10 protein-coding genes are annotated in these 13,429 nt (G+C 49.7%); 3 read left to right on the top strand and 7 right to left on the bottom strand.

Annotated features, from left to right (window positions below):
* Positions 1–382 precede the first annotated feature (382 nt).
* Complete coding sequence (locus MWU62_RS07495) at positions 383–628, top strand: hypothetical protein (protein ID WP_247114255.1); 246 nt, start codon at positions 383–385, stop codon at positions 626–628.
* Here the strand turns inward: MWU62_RS07495 and MWU62_RS07490 are convergent.
* Genes MWU62_RS07490 through MWU62_RS07460 form a run of 7 tightly spaced genes read right to left on the bottom strand, consistent with a single transcriptional unit; the run spans position 618 to position 12,429 of the window.
* The gene (locus tag MWU62_RS07490) at positions 618–4,214 is read right to left on the bottom strand and encodes a glycosyltransferase (RefSeq protein WP_247114254.1); all 3,597 of its coding nucleotides are present in this window, start codon (positions 4,212–4,214) and stop codon (positions 618–620) included. The two genes, MWU62_RS07495 and MWU62_RS07490, sit on opposite strands and share 11 nt — an antisense overlap.
* Positions 4,215–4,216: 2 nt before the next feature.
* A complete protein-coding gene (locus MWU62_RS07485) occupies positions 4,217–5,827 on the bottom strand; it encodes a hypothetical protein (protein WP_247114253.1) in 1,611 nt (536 codons plus the stop codon).
* Positions 5,824–7,110 carry an ABC transporter ATP-binding protein gene (locus MWU62_RS07480; protein WP_247114252.1) on the bottom strand — a complete coding sequence of 429 codons (1,287 nt, stop codon included), beginning with the start codon at positions 7,108–7,110 and terminating at the stop codon, positions 5,824–5,826. The genes MWU62_RS07485 and MWU62_RS07480 overlap by 4 nt, the downstream gene beginning before the upstream one ends.
* A complete protein-coding gene (locus MWU62_RS07475; protein ID WP_348645634.1) occupies positions 7,110–7,907 on the bottom strand; it encodes an ABC transporter permease in 798 nt (265 codons plus the stop codon). The genes MWU62_RS07480 and MWU62_RS07475 overlap by 1 nt, the downstream gene beginning before the upstream one ends.
* On the bottom strand, positions 7,907–9,232 hold the full coding sequence (locus MWU62_RS07470) for a TolC family protein (RefSeq protein WP_247114250.1): 1,326 nt from the start codon (positions 9,230–9,232) through the stop codon (positions 7,907–7,909). The genes MWU62_RS07475 and MWU62_RS07470 overlap by 1 nt, the downstream gene beginning before the upstream one ends.
* A gap of 2 nt (positions 9,233–9,234) precedes the next feature.
* Entirely contained in the window at positions 9,235–10,668 is a 1,434-nt protein-coding gene (locus MWU62_RS07465) for an HlyD family type I secretion periplasmic adaptor subunit (RefSeq protein ID WP_247114249.1), read from the bottom strand.
* 3 nt (positions 10,669–10,671) lie between these two features.
* Positions 10,672–12,429, bottom strand: a complete 1,758-nt coding sequence (locus MWU62_RS07460; RefSeq protein WP_247114248.1) for a type I secretion system permease/ATPase — start codon at positions 12,427–12,429, stop codon at positions 10,672–10,674.
* Between the two features lie 361 nt (positions 12,430–12,790).
* Between MWU62_RS07460 and MWU62_RS07455 the strand changes: the two genes are divergently transcribed.
* Complete coding sequence (locus MWU62_RS07455) at positions 12,791–12,982, top strand: DUF6447 family protein (protein ID WP_247114247.1); 192 nt, start codon at positions 12,791–12,793, stop codon at positions 12,980–12,982.
* 55 nt (positions 12,983–13,037) lie between these two features.
* Entirely contained in the window at positions 13,038–13,370 is a 333-nt protein-coding gene (locus tag MWU62_RS07450) for a DUF6447 family protein (RefSeq protein WP_247114246.1), read from the top strand.
* Positions 13,371–13,429: the final 59 nt, after the last annotated feature.

Raw genomic sequence — 13,429 nt, 5'->3', positions numbered from 1 at the left:
AGACGCCTGATCTTTAAACTGTGAATTCAATCAAGCCTAAGGCCACAATTTTTAACGTTCAAAACTGTAGCAGCTTCTAGGGCTTGCGACAAGGAAATCTCTTTTGATTTCAATTTTGAACCGTTACGCTCATATCAAGCTGCGGCCTTTATATCTCAGTGTCAACGCCCACGTCAATCGAGATACGGTCTAGTTTTGTAAATATTAATATAGCGCAACAAACAGCCCTCCTTCGTACATTACGTTACATTTCCCTTCAGGCAAATACACAGAGAGTTGCTGTGCAGCCAGCCTTAATTTTCAGGACGTTTGCCGCTATGCTTGGTACCACACTCAGCGAGCGCTATCATTCATCCTCATCCCCAACACCAAGGAAACTTTCATGGCTGTCTTTTTGCAGCGGTTGCGCGAACGCGACAAGCAACAACACTTCGCCATATCCTCTGCGCTGGTTCTTTGCGCCTCACCTCTTGGATTAACGGCCGCGCTGGTAGGAACCTTATTGATTGGCCTCGGCAAAGAAGTTTGGGACAGCTTCTATGGCTCCGGCTTCTGCTGGTACGATATGCTCGCCAACACACTCGGCGCACTGGCTGGCGCTAGTTTTATCCTACTGATTAGTTATTAATCCAAAGCGAACGCACCATGTTGAACGTTCGCTTTGCGACCACAGGGTATGCGCGCGCGTCTCGCCAACGAAGCGCTTCTTCTGGGTCTGGCAAGCCACGCCCCAATAGTGCCTGCGACAACCCTTCTTTAATGTAATTAACACTGGTTCCTTTAAAAGTACCTACTGCTGGCGCCACATCAGAAAAGATGGGCAGCGGGGTAACCAGTACCGGCCGACCTGAGGCTATAGCCATCTTGGCAGCACCACTGGAAGACTCGCCCGTATCTTGATAAGGCATCACTACTACTGTGGCATGCTGCAAAAGCCCCATGCTTTGTGCGTCTGGCAAAAACCGATGTTCAGTAATCACAGCGTCCTGCAAACCCAACGCTTCAATTCGCTGATGCAGGCTTTGAATACACTCTGCAGACACCGTTGCCTGATGTTCGGCGTTAAGCAATAGCAGCACTAACTCCGGATGCTGCTTTTGCAGTTGTGCGAAGGCTTCCACCAACTCCTCTAACCCCTTATGAGGCAGCGCGAAGCCATAAGAGGCTATGCAGGCGCGGTCACCAAACGGCCAATCGACAGTATCAACCTCAATATTGGCGACGCCATGGGGAATTAAGGTTACGTTGTTGACTATACCAATATCTGCCAAACGGTTGATATCGGTAACCGTGTGCACCACAACACGATCTGCTAGTTCTAAACCCGCATAGAGGTTGACAAGCGCCTTGCGGGGCTCCGGGTCTGCGGTGGAATGCAAGGTGATTGTCACCACGATGCCATGGTGCTTCAACGTTGCGATCAGATGAATTAGTGCCTCGTAGTCATAAAAGTAGTAATTCATCTGGATAATGACAGCATCCAACTTTGCCGACAAAAGGCGCTTGGTTAAGCCTTCGAGCGTGTCACTATCATCAAGCTCCCAACACCTCTCCACTCTCGCGTTCTTAGCTTCCTCACTCTGGGTTTCGTTGGTATGGGGGGCAAATATAGTTATATTGTCTTCAAGGTTTTGCTCGATCAGGTGTTGCGAATAGGTTGCCAAGCCACAGCGTTGATTAAACGTGCTTACCCACCCAATGTTCAGCGGCCTGTTAAAATCTTCATTTTGCTGGCGCTTTATGATGCTTTCAGTTTGGTTTGCAAGTCGCAACGCTACCTGTTCCCAGCTAAAGTGTTCGCGAAGACGGCTTACTGCCAAAGCGGTCTTTTTTTGCAAGTCGCCGGCATCAGCGCTGAAAACGGCTTGCATTTGGCTGGCCAAATCCTCAGCACTGGGCTTCGCCCATAAAGAGTCGCTTAGTTTAAAGTGCGTATCGGCTGGTTCAAACTCAAACCGGACTAACCAGGCGGTATTATTATCACAAAAATCCATCTGCCCACTCCACCCGGTCGTGATAACAGGCAAGCCGCTGAGCATGGCTTCCGCCAGTGGTAGGCCGAAACCTTCAGCTTTACTTGGGGCTACCAGCGCACGACACTGCTGGTACAAACTTTTCAGTTGGCCATCCGGCAAGTCGTCCTTAATAATGACAACGCGAGGATAATTCGGGTCAGCACTGCGATATTCCGCCAACCGTTGCTCTACGTCATTGTGGGGGTTATCAAAAGTTTTTATAACCAAGGTTACATTCTGGCCCTGACTGAACGCAGCCCCCCAAGCTTGTAACAAAACATCTATACCTTTGCGAGGAAAGCACGAAGACACATGTAGAAAACGGAAGCCTGGCGCTACCGGGAGCGTGTAATCCTGAACATCTAAACGATCCCAGTGATCTACACCGCAACCGCTCACTGCCATCGGCAAACATACGCCGTTGTTTATTAGCACTTCTTTAACGTGCTCCGACAAGCAAGTAAGACCGGTAAGGTGTTGATTGAAATTTGCGACCCATTCCTGCGGAAAGCCAGTTTCTTCCCAAGCGTATAAGTGCAGCAACCTGGTCTCTGCGCCCATATCGTGCACCCTTGGGGGGTAAAGGTTCCGGCTAACGATGTCTGGGTGTAGGCTGCTTTGGTGGCTAAGCGCTTCCATTTGGGCTAAATCAGAGTTTTTAGACAAAAATTCCGCTGAGGGGAGGAAGTCGCCTGGGCCTTCAGTGGAGTGTAAACTGACGGTCTGCCCTATGGCAGCAAGGCCACGCGCAACTTCTCGATTCAGCAGCGCAAGGCTGTAACTGGAATCAAACGGACCCTCAATGCGCCAATGTCGCTTACTTTCCGGCATCCGGTGCTCTAGCGTTAGGTCATTAGAGGCTAAGCAGTTAGCTATTTGCCGCAGTCTTTGATCTTCTAGCTGCCAATTGATGCACAGTTCCGCCAGTCGGGTAATGCGATCGGGCCTGGCTGTCACCTCAGTTGATTGAAATTGTGCAACGGTTTGTTCTACTTGACCCAGCAATTTTTCAGCGGTTTTGCGCCAGCAGAACTTTTTTGCCTGCTTCAAGCCGTGCTCACGCAGCTGCGCGCTGAAGTGCGGTTCCGTTAGCACTCGAGTTATCAGGCTGGCCAGCCGCTTTGTATCGTTGGGGCCGAACATAGCGGCTTCCAAACCTATTACTTCTGGCAGGCTGGTGGTGTTAGCGCAAAGTACAGGGGCGCCGCAGGTCATAGCCTCAAGCACCGGCAGACCGAAACCTTCATGCTTTGAAGGGAATACAAACACGCTGCACTGGTTATAGAGCACGTTTAGTGTTTGTTGCGGTATAAAGCCTGTATAGATTATGTGAGCTGGCATTATGTCGTGCTGCTCAGCAAAATGGTTTAACGTGGCCCTATCGGCATCGCTAAACTTGCCTACCAACACCAAGTCAAGATCTGTCTTAAGAGGTTTTTCCAACTGGCTGAAGGCCCGCAGCAAAGCGTTTAGGTTCTTGCGCTCATCCGCAGCGCCACTATATAAAATGTAGCGCTTAGTTATGCCGAGTTCAGTTAGAGCAAGGCTGTCGCTCTCGCTAAGACTAGCCAAGGGGTGATAGCCCTCGTCGCATGCCGACGATATTGTAACGACCGAGGAATCTCGCTGCGGCAAATGGTCTTCAAACTCTTGCCGAGCACTTTCTGATATGGCAAAAATGACGTCTGCCCGCTGCAAGCTTTTCAGCTTGTGGTAGTACCATTCGTGTATGAGCGGGTCGCCTAAATATTGCACCGGACTGATTAGCGGGATGAGGTCGTAGCCTATTACCCCAACTGAATATTGTCGGGCCTGTGGTATTTCGCATACGTAATTGTCTGTCATCCCCTCGAATAAAGAGCCAATTAGAACGAAATCGGGCTTTAAACGAGCGATAAAGTCTTCACGAAGATACTCACCCACTCGAATAATACCTTGATTCGGGCAACCCGATTCAGCAGTGTCCGGGGGCGCCTGAAATACTCGGATTTGAGCGTTCTCAAGCATCCCCGCCCACTGCTGGCGAATATTGTCGACCAGTTCCGGGTGATATCCATTAAACAGCAATGTGATGTCGTGCGGCTGAGGACGGCTACGGTTAACATCTAGCAGCATTTTAACCAGTGAACTTACGTAATGCCCAATACCACGATAGCGGCTGCTGGTTTGCAAGCACTGAAGGTCTATAAGGAGTTTCATGATTACTTCTGCTGGCTGTCGTTGTTTTGCAGGCTATCTACTGCTGCCACCAACTGGCGGTAGATATCGTGAGAGCGGGGTGTAAGCGTTTCCTGATTGGTGCATTGGGGCGTCGAGGGTGTATGCCTTATTCGATATAGGCGCTTAGCCAACCAGGGCACCCTGTGTATGATCGCGAGCATGAAACCACGCAGTTTAGGGTAGCGGCGGCTGTAGTAGTCGATTGCTTGCGCTCTTAATTTAATGCGATGCTTAATGGCCAACTTAACCGCATCGCGATCGCCTTTACGAACCTGTCTAAACGCAGTAGCTCCCGCTCTCAACGGCGCAGTAATACGCCAAGACCGGCTATTCAATAATACCTGATGCTGGCCAAGCAAAGCTTGATGACTGCTGAGCAATTCGCTGTGGTTAGACTCTGTTACAGCTAATTCGCGTTTCAGTTCACGAATTTGTTCCTCGCTTCGCTCGGCAAGCTGACTGAGATTGTGTATGCGCTGGCGCAGCGTGTCTTCACGGCGATGCGCCGCCTGTAAGTTAGTGTCTGATCTCTCGTGTAAACCTATCAGCTCAATTTTCTGTCTTTTGATCAAATCGCGGTATCGGGCGAGATCTACGCTGCACCCAGGTTGGCCAACAACCTCGCTCCGCTGCGGCGCTGCTCGTTCACGCATCGTTGCTATGCGTGCCAGCATATCTTCTGGTTTTCCTGCCTCAAACCACCACTGATGCACTTTGGCTTCCAGTGCACGAAAATGCTCTTGCTCGGACTGACTAAAAACCGTAGTGGGGCTTTGGCAATCGCTTAAATCTAATCCGCAAACACCTTGAGCTGCAAATTCTTTTACTGTCTGCTCCTGAACATCTGGCTCTGAGCTAAGCTGGTCTATATTGATCAACAAATCCGCGTGTTCTATGGCCTCTTCAAGCCCCAGAAGCCAGAGAGTGTAAAAGGCCAAGTAGGCGTTATCTGGCGTCATCGGGCGGTTCGCAAACCAGTCGAAAGCAACCTCCAAGCTCTCTCCGTGCCGCGGGACGAATCCGATCTGCTCACTTACTTTATCAATCAGCGCTGGGTGTGGATCGGCATTAAAAATAAGCTGCGTGGTCAAGTCAAAATACGAAGATACTTGATATGACCACCACTGGTCCCAGGGGTTGCGCCAGAGGTAAGCGTGAAAACCGCCAAGGTTATTCTGCATCGCCTGAATGCGGCCCGCTGAGCGACACTCCTGAATTACCGGCTGGCTGGTTGCATTTTCGATCAATGCTTTCCAGTAACTCAACCCTTTACAGCTTTCTGAACCTCCAAAATAACCGTCGTAAACATCTTCTTCTTGAAGATGAGGAAGCACCTGTTCTGCCATCTCATGAAGTTCGAAAAAATAGGGTAAGTTAAGCTCGGGGTGGCGGAGCGATTCCGCCTTAGCAGAATCCCGAGCATCGTTCAGCAAATGGCTATCATGCTTAGCTTGTGCGGAAATCTCATGCACTGGCTCCTGAAAACAGGTGTAATCCTTACCAAGTCGACGAAAAGCTTGATATAAGTACGTGCTACCGGTGCGAAACAGAGCGTGCAGAAAAATAGGCTGCTTTTGCCCTGATTTAGTCATAGCGGGTGTTCCTCAATATCAATTTCTGTTGGTACGTTAATCAGCCCGGATTTCACTATCGTGTTGTCATCTGTTCGAACCCGGAATAGAAGAGCATCTAACCGGCGATGCAGAAAAGCCACTTCATCGCTGCGATCATCACGGATACCGCAGTTCACATAGTAGGTACCAGGGGCAAAAGCGTTCTCAATGCTATAACTTAGTGTAACGATTTCATGCTTATGGAAGTTGCGATCGCTGAGCGTTGCATGGTCGCTCGTATCCAGACCAAAAAGGCTGAGCCCTTCGCGGGTTTTTATCATGAACGCAAAAACAGCGTGTTCGACATTCTCGTTGAAACGTACTCGAGTTTTCAGTACGAGCGGCTCTCCGCTACCGAAGAGGTTAACGTTATTACCGCTTCGGTTTTCCAACCATATTTTTTCGATTGTCGCTCTGCCATCGCCATAGCTCACCTCACAATCTGATGTGAGCGTTGTATCTAGCTGGCTTTGGCTTTCAGGTTCTTGCGAAATAGGCAGGTTTGGATCAGCCTCCGAGGCTTCAGGCGTGCTACCTCCGAACAGGTATTTTTCGTATTGATCGCATACGGATTTTGCAGGGCCATAAGATGCCACTCTTCCTTGCTTCAAGAATACTGCGCTTTTGCACAGCTTCTTTACTGCATCAACGTCGTGGGTAACAAACAGCAGGGTAGTACCCTGCTCTAGAAACTCGTTAATTCTTCGAAAACATTTGCGCTGAAATGCGGCATCACCCACTGAAAGCGCTTCATCGATTATAAGAATATCCGGCCGAATAGCTGTAGCCAACGCAAAGGCCAAACGCACTTGCATACCGCTTGAATAGACCCGCACAGGCTGGTCAATATAGTCATCTATGCCAGCAAATCGCTCTATTGCTGGCAATTCACTCGAAATCTGCTGCGGCGTTAGGCCCTGAAGCTGGCCAGCCATAAATACGTTTTGCCGGCCGGTAAAATCCGGGTGGAAGCCCATACCTAACTCTAGCAACGCTGCAATTCTGCCGTTGACACTTATTTCTCCAACGGTGGGGTGTGTAGTGCCAGTGATTAGCTTTAAAAGTGTACTTTTACCAGCTCCATTCACACCGAGTATGCCAACGGCCTCACCTCGTGGCACATCAAACTGGATATCCTGTAAAACCCAATGCAAACTATGGCGCACGCGATTGCCGGGCAATATCCATTCAGCCAGCCGAGACCATTTGCTAAAGTATTGCTTATACGCTTTACCCAACCCGGTTACAGAAATTGCGGTCATTACAACTCATCTACTATTTCGTTTGCATGTTTACGAAGGAAATTAACCGCCAGTAGAAAAAACACAACACCAACACCCAAAGCTGGCAAAATACTTGACCAATCAGGAACTTGAGCTCGAGTGAAGAGGTTCTGGTAAGCGGACATGAGGCCAGTCATGGGGTTTAGGTGAATAATCTGCTGTAGGCGCTCCGGCAGTATATCCAGCGGGTAAACGATCGGGGTAAGCCAGAACCAAAACTGCAGAATCACGGTGTATAGCTGGCCCACGTCGCGGAAAAAGACGTTGAGCACACCCAACATTAAACCCAGACTACCCGCCAGAAAAAGCTGAACAGCCATAACCGGTATCCCCGCTAAAATCACCCAACCGGGAAAGTTGCCTGTTACGACTAGGAATATGACAAATAGCGCAAATATGATTAAAAAGTTCAACCCGGCGCTCGCAATAACCGTTACCGGTAAGCAATACCAAGGGAAGCTGAGCTTTTTCAAGAGATTAGCGTTGTCCAAGAACATGTTTTGAGTGCGGCTAGTTATCTCAGAAAACAGCCCCCAAGTTAAAATTCCTGCACATAAAAAAATGCTATAGGCGTATTGGCTTTCTACGCCCGGTAGCTTAGCACGCATAATTTGCGAGAAGATCAGGGTATAAACCAAAATCATGGAGAGCGGCTGAATGACTGTCCATGCCACGCCCAGCAATGAGTTCATGTATTTACTTTGGAACTCTCGTTTAACACTACCCGTTATGAAATTACGGTAGAGCCATAGCTGTTGGGCGATTCGTATCATAATTAATTTATGCTCGCCCGATTAGCACCGCGCACCTGTTCCATTGTTAGTGTTCCAGCCATCTGGTGGAGTTCAAACTGCAACATGTGATTTTGGTGAACTTCGTTTACCAAATTACGACGGATTCCAGACAGGCGAGTACGGCTATCAAAAACGTCTGACAGGCTGCGAACGCCTCCGCGAAAGCCTTGTTCTGAAGCATCCACGGCTGCAAGTGCCGATTTTTCTGCCGTTGTTAAGGCACGTATGCGGCTGTAACTTCCAAGAAGCGATTCGGTAATTCGGGCAATTTCAACTCTCACGTTGTTTTCTGTATCGCGTAGGCTGTACTCAGCAGCATATTCTTTCTGCCGCGCCTGACGAACACGAGAAGAAGTACCCCCACCCTTGTATAGCGGTAAGCGCAACTGCAGCTCTACACGAGTTTCTTCACGCAAGTTAGTCGCAAACGTGTCGTTATTGGTGTAGCTCGCATTTAAATACAACTCTGGCCAATGTGCTCCTTTTTCCATTTCACGGGCAGCAGATGCCAGCTTCAACTCACCTTTAGCCCGCTGTATTTTCCCGGCCATGCTACGCGCAACGTCTTGCCAATCGGCTTCGAGTATCAAAGGCGTGCGCTCCCACAAGCTGCTCGGCAGAGGGACTAGTTGCTTGTCCAACATGTTTAACCCGGTAACAGCTTCTAGGTTTTTCAAAGCGGCTCTGTGAGTGTGTATCAGCCCAGTCAGTTCTGCTTGCGTTTCATCGAGCATGGCTTTAGCGTCCAAAGCATCTGCCTTGCTGGCAAACCCGCGTTCACGCATGCTTTGTATTTGTTCGAGCCGACGTTCATAGCTAACCAGCTCGTCTTGAACAATTGCTTTTTCAGCATTGATAGACTGCGCCCGTAGAAACGCTTCAATAGCTGCGTAACCAATATCGATGCTCAAAGCGTCTAATTCTTCTTGCGCTAATTCTTCGGCCACTTTGGCACGGGAAATAGCCTCAAAAGCGCGTTCAGAATAAACAACCTGATTCAAACGCACGTCGTAACGTGTGTGCTGATCCCGGTCTGTAATACTACTTTGAAGGTCAAAATCCCGTGTGTACTCAGATGTACCGTAACTGGCAGTGGCCTCGACCTGCGGTAACACACCTGCCCAAGCCTCGCGAACACCCTCTTTTTGCGCCTGATAACTATATTTTTGGCTCTGAAGGCCAAAGTTCTTTTCAAGAGCGCTTTGGTATACATCTGCCAGAGTAACGCCTGCTTGCTCTTGAGCTAGAGCTGTCGTGGCGTTTGAAAAAAGCACACAGCCACACGCCAAGATGGTTAATAACTTCATTCTCACTCCTCCCGGAAGGCACGTTCAACCATGTGCGTGACCGGGTCCAGTAGATACTGAAGAGCGGTGCGCTCTCCAGTTTTGATCATAATGTCAGCTGGCATACCTGGAACCAAGTACATGCCTTGGGCCTGCATGGTTTCCAGTCCTTGCTGAGTTATTTCAATTTTTGCCTCGTAGTAGCGCTCTTCTCCATTCTCCACTTTGAGAGAATCTGCCGAGAGGCCAAGCACTTCCCCTTCAATTATGTCTGCTGTTTGCTGGTTGAAAGCGGACAACCTCACGTCTGCCTTCTGGCCAACTGCAACCCTGTCAATATCTTGGGGCTGCACTCGGGCTTGTATCGTAAACTCCTGATCGCTTGGGACTATTTCCATAAGGGTATCACCCGGCCGCACAATGCCGCCTACCGTATGAACCGCAAGGCCGACCACGGTTCCGGTAACCGGTGACAGTATTGTCGTTCTGTTCAGGGTATCCTGAAGCGCTGTACGCCTTGCACGTAAGTCTGCAACATTTCGTTGTGACTCTCGTAACTGTTCGGACACTTCTTCAGCATAATTTTGCTTGGTCACTAGCGCCTCTGATTCTGTCTCGCCAATCTTGATTTCGAGTTCAGCTAGCCGAGAGTCATTGCCGGATTTCTCACCCTGCAAACGATAGAGTTCACGCTGCATTTCATTGATGCGGTTACGATCCGCAAGCTCTTGATCAAACAACTCCTGCCAATTTGAAAGCTCTTCCTCGTAGCTTGCGACGCGTGAATCAAGGGTGCGATTCATGGCGCGCAAACCGTTTATTTGCTGAGCAAGCGCTTTTATGCGCTGTTTATAAATACTCAACTGGCCTTCTAAAGCTTCGGTTCGCGACTTAAATAGGCCCTCCTGGCCTTCGATGATGTTTCGCGCGGCTGAGCTGTCTTGTTCAGTGAGTTCATCGGGAAAGCTGATTTTTTTTGCTCCAACACGCTCCGCTCGAAGTCTAGCTTCGCGACCAAGCTCTTCACGAAGTTGTGATTCGACTATATTAAGTTCTGCTCGAGGCTTAGTGTCGGACAAAATTACAAGCGGGTCGCCATGACTTACGCGCGAGCCGTCCCGCACCATGAGGCCGTCGATAATACCGCCTTCCAAATGCTGAACAACTCGATTCTGGGACTCAACGATTACTCGCCCGGGCGCTATGGCAGCGCCATCTAAGGGCGCAAAAGCTGCCCACCCACCGGCACCAACAAAAGTAACAAGCAGCACAATAAGACCGACGCGAACGCGACGACTATAGTCTGTTGGAATCTCATTGATACCAGACGAGGCTTTACTATTCTCAGTACGCGTATACTCACCGTGAAGGGTGCGCTCATCGACTTCTTCCCACGCGCCCTCTTGCGGCTGCGCCTCCACTTCACGATGGCCTTGTCGGCCTTTATCGTTTGCCATGTATTATGCTCCGCCGTCTTGGTTCGATTTGCTTGAGCGATCTGCGCTGTTCTGGCCAATTGAAATTTGGCCATCCTTAAGCGCACGCATGACATCGTCCCGTTGACCAAAACCAACCGCTTGACCGTCAGAGAGCACAAGCATTTTATCAACAAGACGGAGTATGGGTTTGCGGTGGGTGATCAGAACAACCGTTACACCTCGATGCTTTAGTGCCTCAAGGGCTGCTAACAAAGCGTTCTCGCCCTGATCATCGAGGTTACTGTTAGGTTCGTCGAGGACAACGAGGCTTGGATTTCCGTAAACAGCCCTTGCCAGACCTATCCGCTGCCGCTGCCCTCCGGAAAGTACGCCGCCGACTACTGCAATGGGAGTGTCGTAACCATTGGGTAACCTGAGAATAAGCTCGTGAACACCTGCTAATTTGGCGGCAGCGACGACTTTTTGCGGGTCCACTTCTCGGAATCGGCAGATGTTCTCACTTATAGTACCTTCGAAGAGCTCGATATCCTGTGGCAAGTACCCTATGTGGGGGCCCAATTCATCTTTGTTCCACTGGTGAACATCCGCGCCATCAAGCCGCACGGTTCCGTTTGCGACTGGCCAAACTCCAAGCAGCGCTCTAGCTAGGCTCGATTTACCTGCTGCACTTGGCCCTACGATTGCAAGCATATCGCCTTTGTCTAATCCAAAACCGATCCCTCTCAGCGCTGGTGCCTGAGCTCCTGGGGGGACTACTACCAAGGATTCAACTGACAAGCTACCTTCCGGCTCGGGAAGGGGCATTGACTGCTTGTCGGAATGGTAGGTTCGGAACAAGTCTTGTAGCCTTCCATAAGCGGACCTGGCACTGGAAAAACCCTTCCAAGACCCAATCATCAAATCCAGCGGCGCAAGCGCGCGCCCCATAAGAATAGATCCTGCGATGACCATTCCAGAGGTAATTTCCTGTTCAATCGCCAAGTACACGCCCAAGCCCAGCATCAGCGACTGAAACAACATACGGAGGGTTTTGGATGCGTTTGTAAGAATACCAGCACGATCGCTGGCAACACCCTGATTGAGCAAAAAATCCGTATGGCGCTTACCCCAGCGTTCTTTGAGGTTGTTCTCCATACCCATGGCGTGTACAACCTCTGCATTGCGCAGGCAGGAGCTGGCATACTGGGTTGATTGGATACTTGCCTTACCGGCATTAGCCAACATTGCCCCCGTCAGCTTTTCATTGGCGTAGGCAAGCGCAATCAATATAAGGGCTGCGATGATTGAAAAAACGCCGTACCAAGTATGAAAAACAAACAGCACAGCAACGAAAATCGGAAGCCACGGCCCGTCAAAAAAAGCTATGGGGCCCTGCCCCGTCAAATACTGCCGCAAAGTTGTCAAGTCTGTAAGCGGCTGTGCGCCTTGCCTCTCCGGGTTATCAATTGCCTGCTTGAACATTGCAGAAAATATTTTTCCGCCCAGCTGTTTATCGATATTGTTGCCAACGCGCACGAGTATGGCTGAACGAACCATTTGCAGCAGCGCCAAGGTGATAAACAGGCCCACCAGAATCACCGTCAGCATGATCAGCGTCGCTTCGCTTCTACTGCCTAACGCACGGTCATATACTTGTAGCATGTAGATAGCAGGTACAAGCATAAGAATATTAATGAACAAGCTGAATACACCTACCGCAATAAAACCGCGCTTGCATTGCTTCAGAGCCAGCTCTAGCTCTGTATCTGCAGCATGCTCAGCGTTCGCTTTTTTTGACATAGAAGCGGTACCATTTTGAATATCGAATTAGAGGACGACTTTGAACCGACCCTTGACTATGTAGCTTTCGAAAGACTCGACGCTCGGGGGGCCAACTTGAGGAAAGGCGCCATTCTATGCAGCGCCCCCAACGGTGTCAACGAGCATCAGGAGACCAATAAAGCAGACAGAAAACTGAGATATAAGCCCAGCAACGAGGCTATATTGTGGTTGGCTCGCAAACTTCAACCCCTACGCGGCGTGTCAGAAAATTAATATGGCCCGGCAGAGAAAATAGGGGCAATTTCGTGTATATTTCGCCACCAAGATATCTCTACTATCTCATCTACTTAACTTAATTGACTGCATCAACGGTGTTGTTATGGATAGCATTACCCTCGACGGGAAGACCTACAAACTGGACAGCCTGCCTGAAGAAGGTCGGCAACTTGCCCATCAGGCATCAATCACAAACACCCACATTAAAAAGTTAGAAGCGCGCCTATCTATCGCAAGAACCGCGCAACATAGCTACTTGGATCGTTTGCGCAACATTGCTGACAAGAAGGCGTAACAAGCGGCAACGATTTATTTAGAAACCATTTTATCGAGATGATTGGAGTTCTCCGATGACTGACACGAAGAAAACAGGTGCTGCCCCGAAACCTCGCAAGGCCGCAAGCACAAAGGCGCCTGCCAGCAAGTCGACTGCGCGCAAACCTGCCACCAAGGCCGCTTCAAAAAAACCAGCGCAGAAAACAGCAAACAAAGAAACGATTACAATAGATGGTAAACAATACGCTCTAGACTCGCTTAACGACAACGCGAAAGCGCAGATTACAAATATTCGGGCAACAGACCGACTGATCGGTGAGCTAGAAAATGAGCTGGCAATTACGAAAACCGCACGTCAACGCTATGGAGAAGCTCTGGAGCAAGAGCTAAAGGCAACGCGGAAATAAGGTTTACCAAGCCTGAAAAGACTCTTCAACTGATGGCTGTTTGTTCATACGGTCATCAG

This window comes from Marinobacter sp. S6332, assembly GCF_023016045.1.
Classification (GTDB): domain Bacteria; phylum Pseudomonadota; class Gammaproteobacteria; order Pseudomonadales; family Oleiphilaceae; genus Marinobacter.
This window is presented reverse-complemented; position numbering and strand designations above follow the sequence as displayed.